We start from the raw sequence: 21,991 nt of genomic DNA, 5'->3' as shown, positions 1-21,991 counted from the left end.
CTTTCCTGGCTCGCGATTACTGGGCGATCTGGGTGATCTGGAAGTCCACCGGCTGCTGGGCCTGGTGCGGGTGCTCGGCACCGGCGTAGACCTTCAGCTTCTTGGCCATCTTCCGGCCCAGGGAGTTTTTGGGAAGCATGCCCCGGACGGCCTTCTCGACAGCCCGGTCGGGACGCTTCTCCATGAGCTCGCCGTAGCTGACGGCGCGCAGACCGCCGGGGTAACCCGAGTGGCGGTACGCCTTCTTCTGCTCCAGCTTGTTGCCGGTGAGGGCGACCTTGCCGGCGTTGATGACGACGACGAAGTCACCCGTGTCGACATGCGGGGCGAAGATCGGCTTGTGCTTCCCGCGGAGCAGGATCGCCACCTGACTGGCCAGCCGGCCGAGCACGACGTCGGTCGCGTCGATGACGTACCACTGACGTTCGACGTCGTTGGGCTTCGGTGAGAACGTGCGCACGGCAGTGCCTTCTGTCGGAATGTGAACTCTCGGTAGGTTGCGCAGGCACGGCGACAACCTCCGTCTCCACATGTACGGGAGAAGACGCCGGACGCGCCGTGCACCGGTCTGCGGGCAGACCGGTCCACACACAACGAACTCGCAGACTACCGCCCCCGTCTCGCACGGTCAAAACGACGGACGGAAGGGGTGTCTGGAACGACACAATTGAACGTTCATCAAATCCGTCCCCATGCGCCCCTTCTTCCTCCCTGCCGCAGGTCCCTATATTTGATGACGGCATGTGGCAGACCCCTCACAAAAGGAATACCCTTCGGGGCCCCTTCCGGGTGACTCAGATGGGTTTGCTGGCGTGCGCCGTCGCCGTCCTTCTCACCGGCGTCGTCATCGGCCGGGTGACCGCCGCCCCGGACCGCGCCGGGAACGTCTACCTTCGCGAGTCGCAGCCCGGGCCGCCGTCTCCCAGCGCGGACGCCCTCGCGCCGGCGCGGGGGGACCGGCCTCCCCTCGATCACGTGGCGCGCGCCGAGGCGCCCCAGGTCGTCACCAGGACGACCCCGGTGCCCAGATCCTCCCGGCGCGAGCGGCCGTCGACCATGATCGACGGCTCCGGCGGCGGCTCGTCGTACACCACGCTCACCCCGGAAACAGGCGGGGAAGGCGGCTCCTACGGCGAGGACCCGATGCGCTTCGCCTCGATGGAGGCCGAGCTGGTGCGCCTGGTGAACGCCGAGCGCCGCAGGCACGGATGCCGGCCGCTGCGCGTGGACCCCCGCCTGGTCGGATCCGCCCGCGCGCACTCGGAGGAGATGGCGGCGGGCAACCGGTTCCGGCACACCTCGCCGGGCGGAGCCACCCCCTGGGACCGCATGGGGGCCGCGGGTTACCGCGACGGCGGGGCCGAGACGATCGCGCGCGGCTACGACACCGCCGAGCAGGTCGTACGCGGCTGGATGGCCGGCTCCACCGACCGCGCCACACTGCTCAACTGCCGCCTGGTCGCGACCGGGGTCGGCGTGAGCGCGGGCCCCGGAGGCCCGTGGTGGACCGAGGACTTCGGTTATTCCTGACCCTTCCTCATCTCCTCATCTGTCCGGATCGCCGACTAATCTCAGCGCCATGGGTTATCCCGGCGACCAGCAACCACCCCGCCAGCCGCACTTCCCCCCCGATCCCCGCAGGCGGGACCTGCCGCCGTACGGAGCCGGGGACGACTCGCCCCGCTCCCCCTCCCGCCGCGAGGCGCCCTACGGCGGCGAGCAGCCTCCGTACGGGAACCGTGAGCACGGGTGGGAGCAGGGGCGGGAGGAGCAGGGGCGGGAGGAGCAGTCCTACGAGAACCGCGAGCAGCCCCCGTACGCCGGCCGGGCGCCTTCGCCGTACTCCGGCCGCGATCAGTCGCCCTACGGCGCGCGCCGGGAGGCCGGCCCGGGCCTGCCGGGCGGGCCGTACGACCCCGCGAGTGCGCCCCGGGCGGGTGAGATCGGTCCGGACCAGGCCCAGGAGAACCGCGAGGTGCGGCGCGAAGCCGCCGTTCCGCGGGTGCCACCCCCACCCGAGCCCCAGTGGGACCCCGACGACCGCGGACCTCTGTGGCGCCGTCCCTGGGTGCTCGGTCTCGCCCTGCTGGCACTGATCGGCGCGCTTCTCACCGGTCTGTGGTACGCCGCCCAGAACGAGGAGCCGCCCCCGCCGGACCCGGGTCCCACGGCCCGTCCCACAGCGCTCGTGCCCGACCGCCCGATGACCAAGTACGGCTACGCGGCCTCACGGACGACCGACAAGAGCCCGCTGTCGCTGCGAGAGATCTTCGGCAGGCCCAAACCGGTCAACAACAAGCGGGTGTACGTCCGCACGGCGACGCGCAAGGAGAAGAAGTGCGCGGACGGCGTCACCGGCGAGAAGATCACGAAGGCGCTCAAGGCGGCCGGCTGCACGCAGTTGCTGCGCGCGAGCTTCGCGGACGCCAAGGGCACGATCATCGGCACCGTGGGGGTCGCCAACGTCAGGACCTCGGCGATGGCGAAGAAGGTCGCCTCCGCCGGAGCCGGTGACGAGCGCAAGGACTTCCTCAAGCCGCTCCCCGGCAAGGACGAGGCGACCAAGCATCTCGGCAGCGGCGAGGCGTCCGCGGGAGGCTGGACGTACGGGCACTACGCGGTGCTGTTGTGGTTCCAGTTCAAGGACGGCCACAAACCCACCAAGAGCGAGCTCAAAAAGCTGTACCAGGCGGCGACGGACATAGCCGACGCGTCTGTTTACCCTGCCCTCGACACGCGTGCGCTCAACGGCGGTCCCAGCTGAGACCACACGTTCACTGAGGTGAGCGCGGCGCGGGCGCGTCCGGGAAGGCAGACCGAAACCCCCATGAAGGCACGCCGATCGCGTCCGCGCCGTTACGCTTCCGGCTATGCGTGGCAAGGATTCCGGTTCCGAGCACGAACATGACACGGCGTGGACTCGCAACGAGGCGGACGCCGACGGCTCGGCGACGACACCCGCGACGCCACCGCCGAGCTTCGGGCAGACGCCGCCGCCCGGCCGCGGCCGGGCGGAGCCGGACGAGGACCCCGCCCGGGCTTCCGACGCCACCCGCGCGGCGGGCGAGGCAGACCCGTGGACGCCGCCGGCCGTCCCCTATCCGACCCGGTACGGCTTCCAGGGCGGCCTGCGGGCGCAGGGCGGCTACGACGACGATGACGACCCGGAGAACACGAACAGGTTCAGGGCCATCCCGGCCTATGACGCCCCCCCGCCCGAGGGGGGTGGGGCCCCCGCCCACGGCGCCCACTCCGCTCCTCCCGGCCCGCCCGGCGGTCAGCCCGCTCCTCCCGGCCCGCCCGGCGGTCAGCCCGTTCCCCCCGGCCCGCAGCCTGGCCCGCCGGGCGCGCAGCCTCCTCCGCCCGGCGGTCACGCCGTCCCTCCCGGCCCGTTGAACCAGTCTGGCCCGCCGGGCGCACAGTACGGCCCGTACGGCGCTCACCCTCTTCCGCCGGGGACGCAGCCCGGCCCTCCCGCCCCGCAGCCCGGCATGCCGGGCATCCAGCATGTCCCGCCCGGTCCTCAGCCGGACGCCGGGGCTCTCCCCGCGCCGCGCCGTCCGGGCGACGCCGAACCGGGCGTCGGCTGGGTTCCTCGGCAACCCGCGTCCGGGCCGGACCTGCCCCCAGCACACCAGGGCGGGAGCACGCCGTCCTGGCAGCCTCCCGCGCAGAGCGGACCACCGGCCTGGCAGTCTCCCGCCCAGGGGGGACCACCGGCCTGGCAGCGAGTGGCCCATCCCGGCCCGGTCCCGCCTCAGCAGAACCCCGGCGCGACCGAATGGCCGCCGCCGCAGGACGCACGGCCCCCGTCGTCGTGGCAGCCGCCGCAGGAGCCCCAGGCCCCCTGGTGGCGACAGGTGGGCCCCGACGGGACGCAGGCCGAGGCCCCACGATCCGACGAGCCCTCGCCTGGCGTGCCGTCGTTCGCCGCGTGGACGCCGGGCCCCGTGGAGGACCGACCCGCGGAAGACGCGAGGTGGGCACCTGGAGACCCCGGTCAGCCGGGAGCCCAGAGCGTGCCCGCGCAACCGGCGCAAGCCGATCGACCGGCGGAACCGGCGCGGGACGTCAGCGGCGGCGCCGCGCCCGTGCCCTCGCCGCCCCCGGACGCGCCCGCCGCTCCGGGCACCCCGGTGCCCGCCCGGCCCGGCGACCTGCTCCCGGCTCCGGGCGAGCCGGGCGGCGCGTACGGCGAGGCCCACGCCTCCTCGGCCGCGTCGACCCGCCCCGGGGAACCCGGCGACGTGCCCGTGTGGCCGCCGAGGCTGCCGGGTGAGCCCGATCCCCAGGGCGAGGGCCGGGTTGGGAGTTCGTGGCCACCCTCAAGCGTCTACCGAGGCGCGCACGCGAGCGGCGACAGCAGCCCGGCCGGTGCCGGCGGCAGCGGCCACGACAACGATCGAAGCGGTGCTCGGAGCGGCGGAAGCGGACCAACCGGTTCCTCCACCGTCACCGGGCAACCCGGCATTGCCGGTGACCAGGCCGGCCCGTCCGGCGAGCACTCCGGCGTATCGGACGGCCCGGTGGACGAGACGGCAGGCAACGCGGCCTCGGCCTCCGGCGCCCTGCCCGGCGATCCCGGCTCCGGTCCCGCGCCGTACCCTCAGGGCGCCGGTGACCGGCCGTCCTCTCAGGACAGGGACGACGTGGACGGGAACGACGCGCACAGGGACAACGCGCACGAGGACGACGCGCACAGGGGCGAGGCCGGCGGAGACGAGACGGGCTGGAGCCCCTCCTCGCCCCATGGCGCCCTGCCGCCCGGAGCCGCCGGTGCCGGTGCCGGTGCCGGTGCCGGTGCCGCATCCGGCCCGTACGCCCTTCCGGCGGGGCCGCCCGCGGGCTTCGGAGCGGAGATCGGCCAGGCCGTCACCCCGATCGAGGGGTTCCCGATGCCGGGCGGGCCGTACGAGCCCGGTCAGCCCGTCCCGTACGCGGGTCAGCACGCCGCCCACCACGACCAGGGCGGCCCGTACGGCGGCCCCCCGCAGGAGGGCACGTGGCCGGTGCCCCCGCCGTCCCCCGAGGGCCCCTACACCACACCATCGCAGCAGCCGCCCGGCCAGGCGCCGAACCACCTCCCGGGCCAGGTCCCGGGCCAGATTCCGGGCCAGATTCCGGGCCTGCCTCCCGGCTACACACCGTCCGGAACGTCCCCCGGGGACGCTCCGCCCGCCGTGCCGGACCCCGGCACGGCACCGTACGACGCGCCGCCCGTGAGCCTGTCCGAGACCGACGACGCTCAGCGGCCGGCCTCCCCCGACGCCGATTCAGGACAGATGCCAACGACCTCCCCCGCGACCGGCTCCTCCACTCAGCCGAACGGCGAGACCCCGTTCGCGTTCACGCCGGTGACCCCGGCCAAGGCGGGCAGGCCCGCCCCTCCGCCCGGTTTCGGACCGCCCCCGACCGCACCCGGCAGCGCCCTTCCCGCGACGCTCGGGTCCACCACCCCTCCCCCTCAGGGTGGGAAGGTCAAGCGGATCCTGATGGCCGCCGGAGCGGTGGTCGTCGTGGGCGCCATCGGCACCGCGGCCTACTTCGCGTACGCGGGCGAGCCGGAAAGCGGCCCGCGGCCCCGCACATCGCCGGCCGGCGCCGCTCCGTCCTCCGCGGCGCCGCGGCCGAGCGCCGCGGTCGCCTCCACCATCCTGGACACCGAGCAGACCGATCCCCGGACCCTCAAGCCCGGCGAGGCGTTCCCCGACGAGAAGGTGACGCTGGACGGACGCACCTACCGCCGCGTGAAGGTCGACGTGACCGACGACTGCGGGAAGGCGGCCGCGGGCGCGTTCGCCACCGCCCTCACCGACCAGCAGTGCCGGCGGGTGCTCAGGGCCACTTACGTGGACGGCAAGCGCGACTACGCGGTCACCGCGGGCATCGCGGTGCTGCCCAGCAAGGTGGCGGCGCTCGCCGTGGACCGGGAGAAGAACCTCGGCGCCAACGTCTGGTTCCGCGGCCTCAACGGCACGCGGGCGAGCGGGGCCGACAAGGTGACGATCTCCGGCGGCTACGCGGCGGGGATGGTCTGGGGACGCTACATCGTCTTCAGCTACGCCACCTACGCCGACGGGCACACGCCGGACGCCAAGGACACGGGCCTCGGCCCGGTCAGCGGTGCCTTCCGCGACCACATGACCAAGGTCATCCAGAAGCGCGCCACCCGCTGAGCCCGGCGGGGCCTCAGGCGGCCGGCGTACGCACCCGGCGCGTGGCGGCGGCGCGCCGGGCCAGTTCCCCCGGCTCCGGGTAGCGCACCTCCTCCAGCGTCAGCCCGTGCGCGGGCGCGACGTGCACCCCCGAGTCGCGTACGGCTGTCGCCAGCACCTCGCCGGGCCACTCGACGGGCCGCCTGCCCTCCCCGACGGCCAGCAGCGAGCCGACCAGCGCCCGGACCATGGAGTGGCAGAAGGCGTCGGCGACCACGGTGGCGAGCAGGATGCCGTCCTCGCCCCTGACCCAGTCGAGCCGCTGCACCTCGCGGATCGTGGTCGCGCCCTCCCGTCTCCGGCAGAACGCGGCGAAGTCGTGCTCCCCCAGCAGGCGGGCGGCGGCGGCGTTCAGCAGGCCGACGTCGAGCGGCCGGGCGTACCAGAGCACCTCGCGCCGCCGCAGCGGGTCGATCCCTCCCGGCGCGTCGCCGACGCGGTAGCCGTACCGGCGCGACAGCGCGGAGAAGCGGGCGTCGAAGCCCTCGGGCGCCACGCTGACGGCGTGCACCCGCACATCGGGCGGCAGCACACCGGCCAGCCGCCGCGTCAGCACAGCGAGCAGCTCAGCGCCGCGCTCGCGCCAGGCCTCCTCGGGATCCTCGGGATCCTCGGCGTTCTCGGCGTTCTCGGGGGCGGGCCCGCGCCCGGACGAGAACGCGACGGTCGCGGCGAGCGGCACGTCGACGTGCGCCACCTGACCCCGCGCGTGGACGCCCGCGTCGGTGCGGCCCGCGACGGTCAGCGACGGCGCGGGATCCAGGCGAAGGATCCGGCCGAGCGCGTCCTCGATCTCCCCCTGCACGGTCCGCCGCCCGGGCTGGCGGGCCCATCCCGAGAAGTCGGTGCCGTCGTAGCCGAGGTCCAGCCTCAGCCGTAGTTCTCGCTCCACGACATCCCTCATACCGGTCCGGAACACGAAGAACGGGCCCAGCGTCCCCCTGAAGGGAAGCTGGGCCCGCTCACGGAGCCTGTCGGATCAGGCCTCGTCCTTCTTCTCACCCTGGGCCGACTCCTGGGCCGACTCCTCGACGGCCTCGGGAGCCTCGGCCGCCTCGTCCTGCGCCGCGGGCGTCTCCTCGACGTCCGCCTCCACCGGAGCGGCGGCGGGCGCCGCCTGCGCGGCCGGAGCCGTACGGGTGGTCCGCACCGGGTTGAGCTGCTCGGTCACCAGCTCGATGACCGCCATGGGGGCGGCGTCGCCCTTGCGGGGGCCCAGCTTGGTGATCCGGGTGTAGCCACCGGGACGCTCGGCGAACGTCGGCGCGATCTCGGTGAAGAGGTGGTGGAGGACACCCTTGTCACGGATGACCGTCAGCACCTGGCGACGGTTGTGGATGTCGCCCTTCTTCGCCTTGGTGATCAGCTTCTCCGCGAGCGGGCGGAGGCGCTTCGCCTTGGCCTCGGTGGTGCGCACCCGGCCGTTCTCGAACAGCGCGGTGGCGAGGTTCGCCAGGATCAGCCGCTCGTGGGCCGGGCTGCCGCCGAAGCGGGGGCCCTTGGTGGGCTTGGGCATTTCATGCTCCTCATGGATAACCCGCCCCGGCCGTGTCAGGTACCGGGGTCGGGCCGACCGGCATACCGGTCGTGACTGTCATCGCCGTCTCGTGCCGCCTCGCGGGGCGGCACGAAACGGTGGTGCCGCTGCTCGGAGAACGGGCGATCAGTACTGCTCGGTCTCGATGAACCCGCCGTCCTCGTCGTCGTACCCGCCGCCGGCCACGGCGGAGGGGTCGAACCCGGGCGGGGAGTCCTTGAGAGCGAGGCCCATCTCGTGCAGCTTCTGCTTGACCTCTTCGATCGACTTGGCGCCGAAGTTGCGGATGTCCAGCAGGTCCTGCTCGCTGCGGGCGACGAGCTCACCCACGGTGTGGATGCCCTCGCGCTTGAGGCAGTTGTAGGAGCGAACCGTGAGGTTGAGCTCCTCGATCGGCAGCGCCAGGTCCGCCGCCAGGGCGGCGTCCGTCGGCGACGGGCCGATGTCGATGCCCTCGGCCTCGACGTTGAGCTCGCGGGCCAGGCCGAACAGCTCGACCAGGGTCTTGCCGGCCGAGGCCACCGCGTCGCGGGGCTTCATGGACGGCTTGGTCTCGACGTCGAGGATCAGGCGGTCGAAGTCCGTGCGCTGCTCGACACGGGTCGCCTCGACCTTGTAGGTGACCTTGAGAACCGGGGAGTAGATCGAGTCGATCGGAATCCGCCCGATCTCCTGTCCCGGCTGCTTGTTCTGCGCGGCGGAGACGTAGCCGCGACCGCGCTCGACGGTCAGCTCCATCTCCAGCTTCGCCTTGCCGTTCAGCGTGGCGATGTGCAGGTCGGGGTTGTGCACCTCGACACCGGCCGGCGGCGCGATGTCGGCCGCGGTCACCTCACCCGGGCCCTGCTTGCGCAGGTACATCACCACGGGCTCGTCGTGCTCGGAGGAGACGACCAGCGACTTGAGGTTCAGGATGATGTCGGTGACGTCTTCCTTGACCCCGGGCACGGTCGAGAACTCGTGCAGCACGCCCTCGATGCGGATGCTGGTGACCGCCGCCCCCGGGATGGAGGACAGCAGCGTGCGCCGCAGCGAGTTGCCGATGGTGTAGCCGAAGCCCGGCTCCAGCGGCTCGATGATGAACCTGGACCGATGCTCCTCGAGCGACTCCTCCTGGAGGCTCGGGCGCTGTGCGATGAGCATGTGGTTACTCCTGACCGGGATCCCCCGTGTCGCTCCGAACGAGGGGCCCCTCGGTTACGGCGACGCCCGCTATTTGACGCCGCTCGCCTACAACCAATGATGCCGTACGGCCGGGAATGCGCCGGGCCGTACGGCGTCACGAGGTCGCCGGGCTCTGTTACTTCGAGTAGAGCTCGACGATGAGCTGCTCCTGGACCAGCGTGTCGATCTGCTGGCGGACCGGGAGCTGGTGCACGAGGACGCGCATGTTCTCGGCGGAGGCGCCCAGCCAGGCCGGGACGGTCTTGTCGCCGGCGGTCGCGCGGGCCACCTCGTACGGGAGCAGGTTGCGCGACTTCTCGCGGACCTCGACGATGTCGTGCTCGCGCACGCGGTACGACGGGATGTCGACCTTCTTGCCGTTCACGAGGAAGTGGCCGTGGCGCACCTGCTGGCGAGCCGCGTCCCGCGACTCGGCGAAGCCGGCGCGGTAGACCACGTTGTCGAGACGGCTCTCCAGGATCTGGAGGAGGTTCTCACCCGTCTTGCCGGCCTTGCGGTTGGCTTCCTCGTAGTAGTTGTGGAACTGCTTCTCGAGGACGCCGTAGATCCGGCGGGTCTTCTGCTTCTCACGGAGCTGGAGCTGGTACTCCGACTCCTTCGGACGGCCGCGGCCGTGCTCACCCGGCGGGTACGGCCGGATCTCGATGGGGCACTTGGCGGACTCGCACTTCTTGCCCTTGAGGAAGAGCTTGGTCTTCTCACGACGGCAGAGCTTGCAGTCCGGACCCGTGTAACGAGCCATTTCTCTCTATTCTCCTGAGCTCAGACGCGGCGGCGCTTGGGCGGACGGCAGCCGTTGTGCGGAACCGGGGTCACGTCCTGGATGGACCCGACCTCGAGGCCGGTCGCCTGCAGCGACCGGATCGCGGTCTCACGGCCGGAACCGGGGCCCTTGACGAAGACGTCGACCTTCCGCATGCCGTGCTCCATGGCGCGGCGGGCGGCGTTCTCGGCCGCCATCTGCGCGGCGAACGGGGTGGACTTGCGGGAGCCCTTGAACCCGACGTGGCCGGCACTGGCCCAGGAGATCACGTTCCCGTTCGGGTCGGTGATCGATACGATCGTGTTGTTGAACGTGCTCTTGATGTGGGCGTGCCCGTGAGCGACGTTCTTCTTTTCCTTGCGGCGCACCTTCTTCGGTGCGCCCTGGCGGCTCTTCGGCGGCATTTAAGCGCTGTCTCCTGGAATGTGGCTGCTTGCCCCATCCCCTGGACCTTCCAACCGGTACGACCGGCAAGATCCTCGGGCCGGGGCCTAAGGACTACTTCTTGCCGGGCTTCTTCTTGCCGGCGACGGTCTTCTTCTTACCCTTGCGGGTGCGCGCGTTCGTCTGCGTCCGCTGACCGTGGACGGGCAGGCCCTTGCGGTGCCGGATGCCCTGGTAACAGCCGATCTCGATCTTGCGCCGGATGTCGGCCTGGACCTCGCGCCGGAGGTCACCCTCGATCTTGTAGTTCGCCTCGATGAAGTCACGCATCGGGATGATCTCGGCGTCCGTGAGCTGGTGGACGCGCAGATCGGGGCTGATGCCGGTCGCGTCCAGGATCTCCTGGGCGCGGGTGCGGCCGATTCCGAAAATGTAGGTGAGAGCGATCTCCAGCCGCTTGTCGCGGGGGAGGTCGACGCCAACCAGGCGAGCCATGGTCGGGCATTCTCCTTCGATGTGGCGGAGGTCTTACGCCTCGCTTCCCCTCCCATGCCCGGGCGAGGGCCCCGGCCTCCGACCGGGGGTCTCCCGCGTGGTACGGCTTTCGCCGCCTGCGCGGGTGCGAGACGCGACTACAGTGTTCGGCCCTCACGCGGGCCGAGCCCGTCACCTGGACGGACTCACCTGCGGGCCTGGTGGCGACGTGTCTGAGAGACTCAGCCCTGGCGCTGCTTGTGGCGCAGGTTGTCGCAGATCACCATGACACGACCGTGCCGGCGGATCACCTTGCACTTGTCGCAGATCTTCTTGACGCTCGGCTTGACCTTCATAGTCCTTATTCGTTCCGCATACGGGCCCGTCCGACGACGGAAGGGCTACTTGTACCGGTAGACGATCCGCCCACGGCTGAGGTCGTAAGGGCTCAGTTCCACGACCACCCGGTCATCGGGAAGGATCCGGATGTAGTGCATCCGCATCCGCCCGCTGATGTGGGCCAGGACCTTGTGACCGTTGTCGAGTTGCACCCGGAACATGGCGTTCGGAAGCGACTCAATAACAGTGCCCTCAATCTCGATGGCGCCGTCTTTCTTGGCCATGGCCCTCGCGTTTCGCTGATCGGATCGTCAGAGGCTTCGGAACACTAAGCAGCCGCGACCTTCGGGCGCTTCCAGAGAGCGGCGACCAGCCAGGTCGCCTGAGCGCGAAAGGTCATAGTGAACCGACAAAGGAGTGTACGACAACCCGGGCCGAAATGCGAAACGACGGCAGGGGTCGCGACACAACCAGATGACAGAGTACCCCCCAGGGAGGGCGTACGGCCAGTGCCCGCCGGGACGGCGGGCCCGGATCAGCGACGCGGCCGGGGCTGGCCGATGGTGCCGAACACGGTGCCGACGAGGAGGACGGTGCCCCAGGGGCCCATGACCCAGAGCGGCCAGGGGTAGACGAAGTGCCCGCCGGTGAGTCCGATGATCAGCCAGACCATCCAGTTCACGGCGACGGCACTGGCCCAGGTGGCCCACGCCACCTTCACCGCGGTCCGCGCCTTGTTGCGCCGGGCCGGCGGGGGCGCGTCGCCTTTCGCCGCGGCGGGCAGGCGGTGCAGGTCCATCTCGGGCAGGTCGGCGGTCAGCGTGGCCAGCTCGCCGTACGTGCGGCTCCGGTAGAGCTGCTCCAGCCGCTCGTTGAACTCCTCGACGCTGAGCCTGCCCTCGGCCACGTGCTCCCGCAGAGCCGCGGCGACCCGGTCCCGGTCGCCGTCCGAGGCCCGCATGTCGGGCGTAGCCGCCATCACCATCTCCCGGTCATCGGAACGTTACGCTCCATTATGGTTCACGCCTCGCCCGGGCGAGCGATCAGAGACCGGTCTCTCCGGTCTCTGGGGTCACCCCTGCCCCGGCCCGGGGGAATCGGGAGGCGCCGCCGTCCAGCGCGGTGAGCACGAGCGGCCCGTCCTCCGTCACCGCGACGCTGTGCTCGAAGTGGGCGGAGGGCCGGCCGTCCATGGTGACGACCGTCCAGTCGTCGTCGAGTACGCGGGTCCTGTCGGTGCCGAGGTTCACCATCGGCTCGATCGCGAAGCACATGCCCGCCTCGAACTTGGGGCCGCGCCCGGGACGGCCGTGGTTGGCCACCCAGGGGTCCATGTGCATCTCCGTGCCGATCCCGTGCCCGCCGTACTCCTGGGGGATGCCGTAGCGGCCCTGAGACCGCACGTACCGCTCGACCTGGAAGCCGATGTCGGACAGGTGCCCGCCGACCCGCAGGGCGGCGATACCGCGCCACATGGCCTCCTCGGTCACCCGCATGAGCTCGGTCAGCGCCGGGTCGACCACTCCGATCCCCACGGTGATCGCGGAGTCGCCGTGCCACCCGTCGAGGATCGCGCCGCAGTCGATGGAGATGATGTCGCCCTCGCGAAGCTTGCGGCTGTCGGTGGGGATGCCGTGGACGACCTCGTCGTTCACGGAGGCGCAGATCGTGGCGGGGAAGCCCTGGTAGCCCTTGAACGAAGGGATCGCGCCCTCGTTCCGGATGGCCTCCTCGGCGGCGACGTCGAGATCCAGCGGCGTCATGCCGGGCTGCACGGTCGTCCTCAGCAGCTCAAGCGTACGGGCGACCACCAGGCCGGCCGCTCGCATCTTCTCCACCTGCGCGGCGCTCTTGAGCTGAATGCCGTGTCTGTTCTTCTTGAACACGTAACGCACCCCCTCTCGAAATTGTCCCATATAAGCCTGAACGCCACCCCACGATGTGGGGTGGCGTTCCCGGCCGTGGTAACGACTCAGTCGGCGAACCGCCGCAGCGCCGACATCGCCCGCTGAGTGATCTCCTCGACCGGGCCGGTCGCGTCGACGCCCTGCAGGATGCCCTCGTCGGCGTAGAAGGAGATCAGCGGTGCCGTCTGCTCCTGGTAGACCTCCAGGCGCCGCCTGATGGTCTCCTCGCGGTCGTCGTCCCGCTGGAAGAGCTCGCCACCGCAGGCGTCGCAGACGCCCTCCGTGGCGGGCGGGTCGAACACCAGGTGCCACACCTTCCCGCAGGAGCGGCAGGTGCGGCGCCCCGCGAGGCGCCGTACGACCTCGTCGTCCTCGACGACCAGGTTGAGGACGACGTCCAGCGAGGTGCCGAACTCGGCCAGCATCTTCTTGAGGACCTCGGCCTGGGGCACGTTGCGGGGGAAGCCGTCGAGAAGGAAGCCCTCCTTGGCGTCGTCCTCCGAGAGCCGGTCACGGACCATGGCGACCGTCACCTCGTCGGGGACGAGGTCGCCGCGGTCCATGTACTCCTTGGCGAGCCTGCCGAGCTCCGTGCCGCCGGAGACGTTGGCACGGAAGATGTCGCCTGTCGAGATTTTCGGGATCGACAGGTGCGATGCGATGAACTGGGCCTGCGTCCCCTTACCCGCTCCGGGGGGCCCCACCAGGACGACGCGCACTATCTCAGGAAGCCCTCGTAGTTACGCTGCTGGAGCTGGCTCTCGATCTGCTTGACCGTGTCCAGACCCACACCAACCATGATCAGAATGCTGGTCCCTCCGAACGGGAAGTTCTGGCTCGCTCCGGCCACCGCCAGCGCGATGATCGGGATGAGCGAGATGACACCCAGATACGGAGCGCCCGCTGCCGTGAGCCGCGTGAGCACGTAGTTGAGGTACTCGGCGGTCGGGCGGCCCGGACGGATGCCCGGGATGAACCCACCGTACTTCTTCATGTTGTCAGCCACTTCCGGGGGGTTGAAAGTGATGGACACGTAGAAGTAGGTGAAGAAGATGATCAGCAGGAAGAACACGGCCATGTAGATCGGGTGGTCGCCCCGCACCATGTTCTGGGCCAGCCACTCGATCACGGCGTTCGGCTGGCTGCTGTTGCCGAACAGCGTCACCAGGAGCTGCGGGAGGTACAGCAACGACGAGGCGAAGATGACCGGGATGATGCCGGCCTGGTTCACCTTGAGCGGGATGTAGGTCGAGGTGCCGCCGTACATCCTGCGGCCGACCATCCGCTTGGCGTACTGCACCGGGATGCGGCGCTGCGCCTGCTCGATGAAGACGACGACGCCGATCATCACGATGCCGACGACCATCACCACGACGAACTTGAACGGGCTGAGCCGGTAGATGTTGATCAGCTCGGACGGGAAGACGGCGATGACCTGAGTGAAGATCAGGATCGACATGCCGTTGCCGACGCCCCGGTCGGTCACGAGCTCGCCCAGCCACATGATCACCGCGGTGCCGGCGGTCATCGTGATGACCATGGTCACGAGCGGGAAGATCTCCTGGCTCAGCAGGACCTGCTCCTTGCAGCTCGGGAAGAGCTGCCCGCTGCGGGCCAGCGCGATGAACGCGGTCGACTGCAGCACCGCGAGCCCGATGGTCAGGTACCGCGTGTACTGTGTGATCTTCGCGGTGCCCGCCTGGCCCTCCTTCTTCAGGGCCTCGAGCCGCGGAATGACCACGGTCAGCAGTTGCAGGATGATGCTGGCGGTGATGTAGGGCATGATGCCCAGAGCGAAGACTGAAAGTTTCAGCAGGGCTCCGCCGCTGAACAGCTGCACCATCCCGTAGATGTTGCCGGCGTCCCCTGCCTGGGCCTGGTCGAGACACAGGGCGACGTTCTGGGCGTTGACGCCCGGAGTGGGAAGCACCGAGCCCAGCCGGAACAGCGCGATGATGCCCAAGGTGAAGAGCAACTTGTTGCGCAGGTCCGGCGTCCGGAAAGCCCGGGTAATCGCGGTCAGCACGGTCCCTCCTGCGCGCCTGTGACGCGGTAACGGTCGGCGATGGCCCGCGAGGCGTCCATCGACGAAACTTCTTGCCAAAGAGCTTGTTCGGCCACGGTCTGCGCCGTGTGCCAGGCGAACTCTAACGCACTACGGGCGCGGAGGCTCATAACGAACCTCCGCGCCTCGTGCTGCCTCATGCCTACAGCTCGGAAACCGAGCCACCGGCCGCGGCGATCTTCTCCTTCGCGCTGGCGGAGAAGGCGTGCGCCTGCACGTTCACCGCCACGGAGATGTCGCCGGTGCCCAGCACCTTGACGGGCTGGTTCTTGCGAACCGCGCCCTTGGCCACCAGGTCGTCGAGCGTGACGTCGCCGCCCTGGGGGAAGAGCTCCCCGAGCCTGTCCAGGTTGACGACCTGGTAGGTCGTCTTGAACAGGGCGTTGGAGAAGCCCTTCAGCTTCGGCAGCCGCCGCTGGAGCGGGACCTGGCCGCCCTCGAAGCCCGGCATCACGGTGTTGCGGGCCCTGGTGCCCTTGGTGCCACGCCCGGCCGTCTTGCCCTTGGACGCCTCGCCGCGGCCCTTGCGGGTCTTGGCCTTGTTGGCGCCGGGGGCAGGACGGAGGTCATGGATCTTGAGCGGAGCGTTCTCGGTCATGACTAGTCGACCTCCTCAACCTCGACGAGGTGCGACACCTTGGCGACCATGCCCCGGATCTCCGGGCGGTCCTCCTTGACGACGACGTCGCCGATTCGCTTCAGGCCCAGCGAACGCAGCGAGTCACGCTGGTTCTGCTGACCACCGATCTTGGACCGGGTCTGAGTGATCCTCAGCCGTGCCATCGTCAGCTCACCACCTTGGCGGCCGCCGCGGCCTCGGCGAGGCCCTCCGCGCGGGCCTTGAGCATCGCCTTGGGAGCGACGTCCTCGATCGGCAGGCCACGGCGGGCGGCGATCTCCTCGGGCCTGCTGAGGCCCTTCAGAGCCGCCACGGTGGCGTGCACGATGTTGATCGGGTTGTCCGAGCCGAGCGACTTGGACAGCACGTCGTGGATCCCGGCGCATTCCAGGACCGCGCGCACCGGGCCACCCGCGATGACACCCGTACCGGGCGAGGCCGGACGCAGGAGGACGACGCCGGCGGCTTCCTCGCCCTGCACCGGGTGCGGGATGGTGCCCTGGATCCGCGGGACCTTGAAGAAGTGCTTCTTGGCCTCCTCGACGCCCTTGGCGATCGCCGCGGGCACCTCCTTGGCCTTGCCGTAGCCGACCCCGACGAGGCCGTTGCCGTCGCCGACGATGACCAGCGCGGTGAAGCTGAAGCGCCGGCCGCCCTGGACGACCTTGGCCACACGGTTGATCTTTACGACGCGCTCGATGTACGAGACGCCCTTGTCTGCGGCGCCACCGCGGCGGTCATCACGACGGTCACGCCGCTCGCCACCGCCGCCGGCACCGCGACGCGGAGCTGCAGCCATCAGTGGTTCCTCTTCTCGTTGCTCTTGGGACGGGCCGCCGGTCGCGGCCTCCGGACCGGAGCCATCAGAACTCCAGCCCGCCTTCACGGGCGCTGTCCGCGAGGGCGGCGATACGCCCCGCGTAGCGGTTGCCACCGCGGTCGAACACGACGGCGGTGATCCCGGCGCTCTTGGCCCGCTGAGCGAGAAGCTCGCCGACCTTCTTCGCCTTCTCGGTCTTGTCACCCTCGGACCCGCGCAGCGAGGCGTCCATGGTGGAGGCGCTCACCAGCGTGTGGCCCTGGGTGTCGTCGACGATCTGCACGAACAGGTGACGCGTGGACCGATTGACGACCAGACGCGGACGCTCGGTGCTGCCGAACACGTTCTTGCGGACGCGGTTGTGACGGCGGGCCCGGGAGACCGTGCGGGCGGCCGTGTGCTTGCCGAACGCAGTCTTTCCAGCCATGCCTACTTACCAGCCTTTCCGACCTTGCGGCGGACAACCTCGCCCTGGTAGCGCACACCCTTGCCCTTGTACGGGTCGGGCTTGCGCAGCTTCCTGATGTTCGCGGCGACCTCGCCGACCTTCTGCTTGTCGATGCCGTCCACGTGGAACAGGGTCGGCTTATCGACGCGGAACGTGACGCCCTCGGGAGCGTCGATGATCACCGGGTGGCTGAAGCCCAACGAGAACTCCAGCTGCGTCGGGCCCTTGGCCGCGACGCGGTAACCGACGCCGACGATCTCCAGCGTCTTCGTGTAGCCCTGTGTGACGCCCGACACCATGTTGGCGATGAGCGTGCGAGACAGGCCGTGCAGCGCCCTGACCCGGTTCTCGTCGTTCGGGCGGGAGACGGCGATGGTGCCGTCCTCACCGCGCGAGACCTCGATGGGCTCGGCGACCGTGTGCGTGAGCGTGCCCTTGGGTCCCTTGACCTGGACCGCCCGGCCGTCGATCGTGATGTCGACACCCGTCGGTACGGGGATGGGCAGCCGTCCGATTCGCGACATGCTGGGTTCCTCCCCTCGTTACCAGACGTAGGCGAGGACTTCCCCGCCCACTCCACGCTTGCTCGCCTGCCGGTCCGTCATCAGACCGCCGGACGTCGAGATGATCGCGACGCCCAGGCCGCCCAGAACGCGGGGCAGGTTGTCCTTCTTTGCATAGACCCGCAGACCGGGCTTCGACACCCGGCGCAGGCCCGCGATGGAGCGCTCGCGGGTGGGGCCGAACTTCAGCTCCATCACGAGGTTCTTGCCAACCTTCGCGTCCTCGACGCTCCAGCCCTGGATGTAGCCCTCCTGCTGGAGGATCTCCGCGATGTGTGCCTTGATCTTCGAGTAAGGCATGCTCACGGTGTCGTGATAGGCCGAGTTCGCGTTCCGCAGACGCGTCAGCATGTCTGCGATCGGGTCGGTCATCGTCATGGCCGGTGGCCTTCCTCACCGCGGTTTCCCGATGGGACCTTCGGTGCGGTCGTGGGCGCTGTGGGCAGCGCCCGGTTGATAAGACTTCGTGCGGGGGGGCAGGCCCCCCGCACACCCCGAGAGCATCGCAGCGGGTGCGATGCCTTCAAGGAATGACATCCCTACCGGGATGTCACCAGCTCGACTTGGTGATGCCGGGCAGCTCGCCCCGGTGCGCCATCTCGCGGAAGCACACGCGGCAGAGCCCGAACTTGCGGTAGACCGCGCGGGGACGACCGCAGCGCGAACAACGAGTGTACGCCCGGACCTCGAACTTCTGCTTGCGCGCTGCCTTGACCTTCAGCGACGTCTTCGCCATGATCAGGCCTCCTTGAAGGGGAAACCGAGGAGCTTCAGCAGCGCCCGGCCCTGCTCGTCGTTCTTCGCGGTGGTCACGACCGTGATGTCCATGCCCCGCTGCCGGTCCACCTTGTCCTGGTCGACCTCGTGGAACATGACCTGCTCGGTGAGGCCGAAGGTGTAGTTGCCGTTGCCGTCGAACTGCTTCGGCGACAGGCCCCGGAAGTCCCGGATACGCGGCAGCGCCAGGGACAGCAGGCGGTCGAGGAACTCCCACATACGGTCGCCGCGCAGCGTGACGTGCGCGCCGATCGGCATGCCCTCGCGCAGCTTGAACTGCGCGATGGACTTGCGGGCGCGGGCGACGGCCGGCTTCTGGCCGGTGATCGCGGTCAGATCGCGCACGGCGCCCTCGATGAGCTTCGAGTCGCGAGCGGCCTCGCCGACGCCCATGTTCACCTTGATCTTGGTGATCGTGGGCACCAGCATGATGTTCTCGATGCCGAACTCCTCGCGCAGCTTCGCGATGGTCTCCTCGCGGTAGCGCTGCTTGAGGCGCGGAAGGGTGCGCCCGGTCTCAGTAGACGCAGTGGTGGTCGCAGTCATCAGCTGTCCTCACCCTCACTCGTCGTCTCGGCGTCGCCCTTCGCGGCGGCCTTCTTCTCGGGCTTCTTCTCGTCATCCTTGAGCTTCTTGACGTTGCTCACGTGGATGGGAGCCTCCATGGTCTGCACGCCGCCTTCCTTGGCGCCGCGCGGTCCCTGGTTGGTGACCTTGGAGTGCTTCTTGATCATGTTGACGCCCTCGACCACCACGCGCTCCCTGTCGGGGTAGGCGGCGATGATCCGGCCCTTGGCGCCCTTGTCCTTGCCGGCGATGACCTGGACGAGGTCACCCTTCTTCACGTGCAGCTTCGGCATCACAGCACCTCCGGCGCGAGCGAGATGATGCGCATGAACTTCTTGTCGCGCAGTTCACGGCCCACCGGGCCGAAGATGCGGGTGCCCCGCGGGTCGCCGCTGTCCTTGATGATGACCGCGGCGTTCTCGTCGAAGCGGATGTAGGAGCCGTCGGGGCGGCGGCGCTCCTTCACGGTGCGCACCACGACAGCCTTGACAACGTCGCCTTTCTTAACGCCTCCGCCGGGAATGGCGTCCTTCACCGTGCCCACGATGATGTCGCCGATTCCCGCGTAGCGCCGACCCGAGCCGCCGAGAACGCGGATGCAGAGAATCTCCTTGGCACCCGTGTTGTCGGCGACCTTGAGCCGCGACTCCTGCTGGATCACGTCTACTCCTGTGTGTCGTGCCGGTTCTCACCCAGCGGTGAGCCTGGCCGAACCCGATGTGGTCTTTTTCCCCCGGCGACAGTCTGTGACCGCCGCCGCGGGCGGACCGGGCCGATGGACGGCCCCGCCCCTTGGACACCGTCGTGGGGGGTGGTCTCCCACCCCCCACGAGGCGCGTCTTGGTGTGTTACTTGGCCTTCTCGAGGATCTCCACGACCCGCCACCGCTTGGTGGCGGACAGCGGCCGGGTCTCCATCAGGAGGACACGGTCGCCGACGCCGCAGACGTTCTGCTCGTCGTGGGCCTTGTACTTGGTCGTCCGACGGATGACCTTGCCGTACAGCGGGTGCTTGACGCGGTCTTCGACGGCGACGACGACGGTCTTGTCCATCTTGTCGCTGACGACCAGGCCCTCACGGGTCTTGCGGTAGTTCCGCGCCGCGGTGGCGTCGGTGCTCGCGTCGGTGGTCGGGGTCTCGGTTGCTTCAGACATCGCTCGGCTCCTTCTCGACCGTGACGATGCCGAGCTCGCGCTCGCGCATCACGGTGTAGATACGGGCGATCTCGCGGCGGACGGCGCGCAGCCGCCCGTGGCTCTCCAACTGCCCCGTCGCCGACTGGAAGCGGAGGTTGAACAGCTCCTCCTTGGCTTCCTTCAGCTTCTGGACCAGAGCCTCCTGGTCCTCGACACGCAGCTCCGCGGCGGTCAGACCCTTAGCCATCACGCCTCACCCACTTCACGCTTGACGAAACGGCACTTCATGGGGAGCTTGTGCATCGCGCGCCGCATGGCCTCGCGGGCCACGGGCTCGGCGACGCCGGAAAGCTCGAACATGACACGGCCGGGCTTGACATTGGCGATCCACCACTCCGGAGAGCCCTTACCGGAACCCATGCGGGTCTCGGCCGGCTTCTTCGTGAGGGGGCGGTCCGGGAAGATGTTGATCCACACCTTGCCGCCACGGCGGATGTGCCGGGTCATGGCGATACGCGCGGCCTCGATCTGGCGGTTGGTCACATAGCTGTGCTCAAGCGCCTGGATGCCGAACTCGCCGAAGACGACCCTGGTGCCGCCCTTGGCGGCGCCGCTGCGGTCGGGCCGGTGCTGCTTGCGGTGCTTGACCCTGCGCGGGATCAGCATGGTCAGCTCCCTTCAGCACCCGGCTGCTCCGCCGGGCCGGTCTCGGGGGCGGCCTGCGCGGCCGCCTCGGTCCTGGGTGCGCGGTCGGTACGACCGGCACCACCACGACGGGGACGGTCGCCGCCGCCGCGACGGGGACGGTCGCCCGCGCCGCCGCCACCACGACGGTCGTCACGCTCACGACGCTGGCCCGCACGGGCGCCGGCCGCGGCCGCCTCCCGCTCGGAACGGCTGGTCGGAGCCTCGCCCTTGTAGATCCACACCTTCACGCCGATGCGGCCGAAGGTGGTGCGGGCCTCGTAGAAGCCGTAGTCGACGTCCGCGCGGAGCGTGTGCAGGGGCACGCGGCCCTCGCGGTAGAACTCCGAGCGGGACATCTCGGCGCCGCCCAGACGGCCGGCGCACTGCACCCGGATGCCCTTGGCGCCGCTCTTCATGGCGGACTGCATGGCCTTGCGCATGGCCCGGCGGAACGAGACGCGGCTGGACAGCTGCTCGGCCACGCCCTGCGCGACGAGCTGCGCGTCGATCTCGGGGTTCTTCACCTCGAGGATGTTCAGCTGGACCTGCTTCTTGGTCAGCTTCTCCAGGTCGCCGCGGATGCGGTCGGCCTCGGCGCCGCGGCGGCCGATGACGATGCCCGGCCGGGCGGTGTGGATGTCGACCTGGACGCGGTCGGTCGTACGCTCGATCTCGACCTTGGAGATGCCGGCCCGCTCCATGCCCTTCTGCAGCATGCGACGGATCGCCACGTCCTCGGCGACGTACGACTTGTACAGCTTGTCGGCGTACCACCGGCTCTTGAAGTCGGTCGTGATGCCGAGGCGGAACCCGTGCGGGTTAACCTTCTGGCCCACTAGCGGGTCCTTCCCTTCGGCTCGCGGGACTCCACGATCACGGTGATGTGGCTCGTCCGCTTGTTGATCCGATAGGCACGACCCTGGGCGCGCGGGCGGAATCGCTTGAGGGTCGGCCCCTCGTCGACCCACGCGCGGCTCACGAAGAGCGTTCCCCGGTCGAGCTTGAAGTTGTGCTCAGCGTTCGCGATCGCGCTCGAGAGCACCTTGTAGACGGTCTCGCTCGCCGACTGGGGAGCGAACTGCAGCACGGCCTGCGCCTCCGAAGCGGGCAGCCCGCGAATGAGGTCCACCACACGGCGGGCCTTCCGGGGCGTGTGGCGCGCGAACCGCGCCTGTGCCCTGGCTTCCATCGCTTTCTCCTCTAACTGCTGGCTTGAAGGCGCTTACCGCCGGCTGCGGCGGTCTTCCTTGACGTGGCTACGGAACGTCCGCGTGGGGGCGAACTCGCCGAGCTTGTGACCGATCATCGAGTCGGTGACGAAGACCGGGACGTGCTTGCGGCCGTCGTGCACGGCGATCGTGTGACCGATCATGTCGGGCACGATCATGGAGCGCCGCGACCACGTCTTGATGACGTTCTTGGTGCCCTTCTCGTTCTGGGCGTCCACCTTCTTCTGCAGGTGGTCGTCCACGAAGGGACCCTTCTTAAGGCTACGTGGCATATCG

Annotated in this window: 32 protein-coding genes; 3 read left to right on the top strand and 29 right to left on the bottom strand. The window is 69.7% G+C overall.

Features of this window, described 5'->3' with window-relative positions; all coding sequences use genetic code 11:
• Positions 1 to 16: 16 nt before the first annotated feature.
• On the bottom strand, positions 17 to 460 hold the full coding sequence (gene rplM, locus OG344_RS13965) for a 50S ribosomal protein L13 (protein WP_405088568.1): 444 nt from the start codon (positions 458 to 460) through the stop codon (positions 17 to 19).
• A gap of 338 nt (positions 461 to 798) precedes the next feature.
• Here rplM and OG344_RS13960 point away from each other — a divergent pair, with 338 nt between their 5' ends.
• The 3 genes from OG344_RS13960 to OG344_RS13950 all read left to right on the top strand — a co-directional run bounded on the left by OG344_RS13960 (position 799) and on the right by OG344_RS13950 (position 6,176).
• Positions 799 to 1,530, top strand: coding sequence for a CAP domain-containing protein (locus OG344_RS13960; RefSeq protein ID WP_405088567.1), 732 nt, complete (start codon positions 799 to 801; stop codon positions 1,528 to 1,530).
• A 49-nt stretch (positions 1,531 to 1,579) separates the two neighbouring features.
• Entirely contained in the window at positions 1,580 to 2,764 is a 1,185-nt protein-coding gene (locus tag OG344_RS13955) for a hypothetical protein (protein ID WP_405088566.1), read from the top strand.
• 106 nt (positions 2,765 to 2,870) lie between these two features.
• A complete protein-coding gene (locus OG344_RS13950; RefSeq protein WP_405088565.1) occupies positions 2,871 to 6,176 on the top strand; it encodes a hypothetical protein in 3,306 nt (1,101 codons plus the stop codon).
• A gap of 13 nt (positions 6,177 to 6,189) precedes the next feature.
• Here OG344_RS13950 and truA read toward each other — a convergent pair whose 3' ends face one another.
• The 28 genes from truA to rpsS all read right to left on the bottom strand — a co-directional run bounded on the left by truA (position 6,190) and on the right by rpsS (position 21,987).
• Positions 6,190 to 7,119, bottom strand: a complete 930-nt coding sequence (gene truA / locus OG344_RS13945; RefSeq protein ID WP_405088564.1) for a tRNA pseudouridine(38-40) synthase TruA — start codon at positions 7,117 to 7,119, stop codon at positions 6,190 to 6,192.
• Positions 7,120 to 7,194: 75 nt separating this feature from the next.
• Entirely contained in the window at positions 7,195 to 7,731 is a 537-nt protein-coding gene (rplQ, locus tag OG344_RS13940) for a 50S ribosomal protein L17 (protein ID WP_405088563.1), read from the bottom strand.
• A gap of 147 nt (positions 7,732 to 7,878) precedes the next feature.
• Complete coding sequence (locus OG344_RS13935) at positions 7,879 to 8,895, bottom strand: DNA-directed RNA polymerase subunit alpha (RefSeq protein ID WP_030508347.1); 1,017 nt, start codon at positions 8,893 to 8,895, stop codon at positions 7,879 to 7,881.
• Between the two features lie 157 nt (positions 8,896 to 9,052).
• Positions 9,053 to 9,679 carry a 30S ribosomal protein S4 gene (rpsD, locus tag OG344_RS13930; protein WP_327043710.1) on the bottom strand — a complete coding sequence of 209 codons (627 nt, stop codon included), beginning with the start codon at positions 9,677 to 9,679 and terminating at the stop codon, positions 9,053 to 9,055.
• Between the two features lie 20 nt (positions 9,680 to 9,699).
• On the bottom strand, positions 9,700 to 10,104 hold the full coding sequence (gene rpsK, locus OG344_RS13925; protein WP_020542285.1) for a 30S ribosomal protein S11: 405 nt from the start codon (positions 10,102 to 10,104) through the stop codon (positions 9,700 to 9,702).
• 94 nt (positions 10,105 to 10,198) lie between these two features.
• On the bottom strand, positions 10,199 to 10,579 hold the full coding sequence (gene rpsM / locus OG344_RS13920; protein WP_327043709.1) for a 30S ribosomal protein S13: 381 nt from the start codon (positions 10,577 to 10,579) through the stop codon (positions 10,199 to 10,201).
• A 221-nt stretch (positions 10,580 to 10,800) separates the two neighbouring features.
• Positions 10,801 to 10,914, bottom strand: a complete 114-nt coding sequence (gene rpmJ / locus OG344_RS13915) for a 50S ribosomal protein L36 (protein WP_003956441.1) — start codon at positions 10,912 to 10,914, stop codon at positions 10,801 to 10,803.
• Positions 10,915 to 10,959: 45 nt separating this feature from the next.
• Positions 10,960 to 11,181: a translation initiation factor IF-1 gene (infA, locus tag OG344_RS13910; protein WP_030508344.1), complete on the bottom strand. Its 222-nt coding sequence runs from the start codon at positions 11,179 to 11,181 to the stop codon at positions 10,960 to 10,962.
• 251 nt (positions 11,182 to 11,432) lie between these two features.
• Complete coding sequence (locus tag OG344_RS13905) at positions 11,433 to 11,876, bottom strand: DUF1707 domain-containing protein (RefSeq protein ID WP_405088562.1); 444 nt, start codon at positions 11,874 to 11,876, stop codon at positions 11,433 to 11,435.
• A 64-nt stretch (positions 11,877 to 11,940) separates the two neighbouring features.
• Entirely contained in the window at positions 11,941 to 12,783 is an 843-nt protein-coding gene (gene map, locus OG344_RS13900) for a type I methionyl aminopeptidase (protein ID WP_405088561.1), read from the bottom strand.
• A gap of 86 nt (positions 12,784 to 12,869) precedes the next feature.
• Positions 12,870 to 13,523: an adenylate kinase gene (locus OG344_RS13895; RefSeq protein ID WP_204284272.1), complete on the bottom strand. Its 654-nt coding sequence runs from the start codon at positions 13,521 to 13,523 to the stop codon at positions 12,870 to 12,872.
• Positions 13,523 to 14,830, bottom strand: a complete 1,308-nt coding sequence (secY, locus tag OG344_RS13890; RefSeq protein WP_327043697.1) for a preprotein translocase subunit SecY — start codon at positions 14,828 to 14,830, stop codon at positions 13,523 to 13,525. The genes OG344_RS13895 and secY overlap by 1 nt, the downstream gene beginning before the upstream one ends.
• A 181-nt stretch (positions 14,831 to 15,011) precedes the next feature.
• Positions 15,012 to 15,467 (bottom strand): 50S ribosomal protein L15, encoded by a 456-nt coding sequence (gene rplO, locus OG344_RS13885; protein WP_327043696.1) that lies wholly within the window; start codon positions 15,465 to 15,467, stop codon positions 15,012 to 15,014.
• Between the two features lie 2 nt (positions 15,468 to 15,469).
• Positions 15,470 to 15,652, bottom strand: coding sequence for a 50S ribosomal protein L30 (rpmD, locus tag OG344_RS13880; protein ID WP_111699899.1), 183 nt, complete (start codon positions 15,650 to 15,652; stop codon positions 15,470 to 15,472).
• 2 nt (positions 15,653 to 15,654) lie between these two features.
• Positions 15,655 to 16,287: a 30S ribosomal protein S5 gene (gene rpsE, locus OG344_RS13875; RefSeq protein WP_327043695.1), complete on the bottom strand. Its 633-nt coding sequence runs from the start codon at positions 16,285 to 16,287 to the stop codon at positions 15,655 to 15,657.
• A gap of 64 nt (positions 16,288 to 16,351) precedes the next feature.
• Complete coding sequence (gene rplR, locus OG344_RS13870; RefSeq protein WP_327043694.1) at positions 16,352 to 16,735, bottom strand: 50S ribosomal protein L18; 384 nt, start codon at positions 16,733 to 16,735, stop codon at positions 16,352 to 16,354.
• Positions 16,736 to 16,737: 2 nt separating this feature from the next.
• The gene (rplF, locus tag OG344_RS13865) at positions 16,738 to 17,280 is read right to left on the bottom strand and encodes a 50S ribosomal protein L6 (protein WP_327043693.1); all 543 of its coding nucleotides are present in this window, start codon (positions 17,278 to 17,280) and stop codon (positions 16,738 to 16,740) included.
• A gap of 18 nt (positions 17,281 to 17,298) precedes the next feature.
• On the bottom strand, positions 17,299 to 17,697 hold the full coding sequence (rpsH, locus tag OG344_RS13860) for a 30S ribosomal protein S8 (protein WP_111699902.1): 399 nt from the start codon (positions 17,695 to 17,697) through the stop codon (positions 17,299 to 17,301).
• Positions 17,698 to 17,869: 172 nt separating this feature from the next.
• Entirely contained in the window at positions 17,870 to 18,055 is a 186-nt protein-coding gene (locus tag OG344_RS13855) for a type Z 30S ribosomal protein S14 (protein WP_030451489.1), read from the bottom strand.
• A 2-nt stretch (positions 18,056 to 18,057) separates the two neighbouring features.
• A complete protein-coding gene (gene rplE, locus OG344_RS13850) occupies positions 18,058 to 18,642 on the bottom strand; it encodes a 50S ribosomal protein L5 (RefSeq protein ID WP_405088560.1) in 585 nt (194 codons plus the stop codon).
• Positions 18,642 to 18,947 carry a 50S ribosomal protein L24 gene (gene rplX, locus OG344_RS13845; RefSeq protein WP_327049506.1) on the bottom strand — a complete coding sequence of 102 codons (306 nt, stop codon included), beginning with the start codon at positions 18,945 to 18,947 and terminating at the stop codon, positions 18,642 to 18,644. The genes rplE and rplX overlap by 1 nt, the downstream gene beginning before the upstream one ends.
• Before the next feature lie 8 nt (positions 18,948 to 18,955).
• Positions 18,956 to 19,324: a 50S ribosomal protein L14 gene (gene rplN / locus OG344_RS13840; RefSeq protein WP_030508330.1), complete on the bottom strand. Its 369-nt coding sequence runs from the start codon at positions 19,322 to 19,324 to the stop codon at positions 18,956 to 18,958.
• A gap of 187 nt (positions 19,325 to 19,511) precedes the next feature.
• Positions 19,512 to 19,817 carry a 30S ribosomal protein S17 gene (gene rpsQ / locus OG344_RS13835; RefSeq protein WP_405088559.1) on the bottom strand — a complete coding sequence of 102 codons (306 nt, stop codon included), beginning with the start codon at positions 19,815 to 19,817 and terminating at the stop codon, positions 19,512 to 19,514.
• The gene (rpmC, locus tag OG344_RS13830; protein ID WP_327043690.1) at positions 19,810 to 20,046 is read right to left on the bottom strand and encodes a 50S ribosomal protein L29; all 237 of its coding nucleotides are present in this window, start codon (positions 20,044 to 20,046) and stop codon (positions 19,810 to 19,812) included. Before rpmC ends, rpsQ begins: the two co-directional genes overlap by 8 nt.
• Complete coding sequence (gene rplP, locus OG344_RS13825) at positions 20,046 to 20,465, bottom strand: 50S ribosomal protein L16 (protein ID WP_030508327.1); 420 nt, start codon at positions 20,463 to 20,465, stop codon at positions 20,046 to 20,048. Before rplP ends, rpmC begins: the two co-directional genes overlap by 1 nt.
• A gap of 2 nt (positions 20,466 to 20,467) precedes the next feature.
• The gene (rpsC, locus tag OG344_RS13820; protein ID WP_327043689.1) at positions 20,468 to 21,322 is read right to left on the bottom strand and encodes a 30S ribosomal protein S3; all 855 of its coding nucleotides are present in this window, start codon (positions 21,320 to 21,322) and stop codon (positions 20,468 to 20,470) included.
• Entirely contained in the window at positions 21,322 to 21,675 is a 354-nt protein-coding gene (gene rplV / locus OG344_RS13815; RefSeq protein ID WP_327043688.1) for a 50S ribosomal protein L22, read from the bottom strand. Before rplV ends, rpsC begins: the two co-directional genes overlap by 1 nt.
• 33 nt (positions 21,676 to 21,708) lie before the next feature.
• Positions 21,709 to 21,987 carry a 30S ribosomal protein S19 gene (gene rpsS / locus OG344_RS13810; RefSeq protein ID WP_055506384.1) on the bottom strand — a complete coding sequence of 93 codons (279 nt, stop codon included), beginning with the start codon at positions 21,985 to 21,987 and terminating at the stop codon, positions 21,709 to 21,711.
• Positions 21,988 to 21,991: the final 4 nt, after the last annotated feature.

This window comes from Microbispora sp. NBC_01389 (genome assembly GCF_045040095.1).
Lineage (GTDB): Bacteria > Actinomycetota > Actinomycetes > Streptosporangiales > Streptosporangiaceae > Microbispora.
The sequence above is the reverse complement of the archived record's forward strand: the minus strand, read 5'-3'. Positions and strand labels throughout refer to the sequence as shown.

Excerpts from the sequence above, each read along its gene's own strand:
- rplR (WP_327043694.1), bottom strand. The coding sequence starts at position 16,735 with ATGGCTGGAAAGACTGCGTTCGGCAAGCACACGGCCGCCCGCACGGTC.
- rplQ (WP_405088563.1), bottom strand. The coding sequence starts at position 7,731 with ATGCCCAAGCCCACCAAGGGCCCCCGCTTCGGCGGCAGCCCGGCCCAC.
- rplV (WP_327043688.1), bottom strand. The coding sequence starts at position 21,675 with ATGGAAGCCAGGGCACAGGCGCGGTTCGCGCGCCACACGCCCCGGAAG.
- rpsM (WP_327043709.1), bottom strand. The coding sequence starts at position 10,579 with ATGGCTCGCCTGGTTGGCGTCGACCTCCCCCGCGACAAGCGGCTGGAG.
- rpmD (WP_111699899.1), bottom strand. The coding sequence starts at position 15,652 with ATGGCACGGCTGAGGATCACTCAGACCCGGTCCAAGATCGGTGGTCAG.
- rplE (WP_405088560.1), bottom strand. The coding sequence starts at position 18,642 with ATGACTGCGACCACCACTGCGTCTACTGAGACCGGGCGCACCCTTCCG.
- rpsK (WP_020542285.1), bottom strand. The coding sequence starts at position 10,104 with ATGCCGCCGAAGAGCCGCCAGGGCGCACCGAAGAAGGTGCGCCGCAAG.
- OG344_RS13955 (WP_405088566.1), top strand. The coding sequence starts at position 1,580 with ATGGGTTATCCCGGCGACCAGCAACCACCCCGCCAGCCGCACTTCCCC.
- rpmJ (WP_003956441.1), bottom strand. The coding sequence starts at position 10,914 with ATGAAGGTCAAGCCGAGCGTCAAGAAGATCTGCGACAAGTGCAAGGTG.
- OG344_RS13855 (WP_030451489.1), bottom strand. The coding sequence starts at position 18,055 with ATGGCGAAGACGTCGCTGAAGGTCAAGGCAGCGCGCAAGCAGAAGTTC.
- rpsS (WP_055506384.1), bottom strand. The coding sequence starts at position 21,987 with ATGCCACGTAGCCTTAAGAAGGGTCCCTTCGTGGACGACCACCTGCAG.
- infA (WP_030508344.1), bottom strand. The coding sequence starts at position 11,181 with ATGGCCAAGAAAGACGGCGCCATCGAGATTGAGGGCACTGTTATTGAG.
- OG344_RS13960 (WP_405088567.1), top strand. The coding sequence starts at position 799 with ATGGGTTTGCTGGCGTGCGCCGTCGCCGTCCTTCTCACCGGCGTCGTC.
- rpsH (WP_111699902.1), bottom strand. The coding sequence starts at position 17,697 with ATGACGATGACCGACCCGATCGCAGACATGCTGACGCGTCTGCGGAAC.
- rpsD (WP_327043710.1), bottom strand. The coding sequence starts at position 9,679 with ATGGCTCGTTACACGGGTCCGGACTGCAAGCTCTGCCGTCGTGAGAAG.
- rplF (WP_327043693.1), bottom strand. The coding sequence starts at position 17,280 with ATGTCGCGAATCGGACGGCTGCCCATCCCCGTACCGACGGGTGTCGAC.
- OG344_RS13905 (WP_405088562.1), bottom strand. The coding sequence starts at position 11,876 with ATGGCGGCTACGCCCGACATGCGGGCCTCGGACGGCGACCGGGACCGG.
- rpsQ (WP_405088559.1), bottom strand. The coding sequence starts at position 19,817 with ATGTCTGAAGCAACCGAGACCCCGACCACCGACGCGAGCACCGACGCC.
- OG344_RS13935 (WP_030508347.1), bottom strand. The coding sequence starts at position 8,895 with ATGCTCATCGCACAGCGCCCGAGCCTCCAGGAGGAGTCGCTCGAGGAG.
- rpmC (WP_327043690.1), bottom strand. The coding sequence starts at position 20,046 with ATGGCTAAGGGTCTGACCGCCGCGGAGCTGCGTGTCGAGGACCAGGAG.
- rplO (WP_327043696.1), bottom strand. The coding sequence starts at position 15,467 with ATGACCGAGAACGCTCCGCTCAAGATCCATGACCTCCGTCCTGCCCCC.
- rpsE (WP_327043695.1), bottom strand. The coding sequence starts at position 16,287 with ATGGCTGCAGCTCCGCGTCGCGGTGCCGGCGGCGGTGGCGAGCGGCGT.
- rplP (WP_030508327.1), bottom strand. The coding sequence starts at position 20,465 with ATGCTGATCCCGCGCAGGGTCAAGCACCGCAAGCAGCACCGGCCCGAC.
- OG344_RS13950 (WP_405088565.1), top strand. The coding sequence starts at position 2,871 with ATGCGTGGCAAGGATTCCGGTTCCGAGCACGAACATGACACGGCGTGG.
- truA (WP_405088564.1), bottom strand. The coding sequence starts at position 7,119 with ATGAGGGATGTCGTGGAGCGAGAACTACGGCTGAGGCTGGACCTCGGC.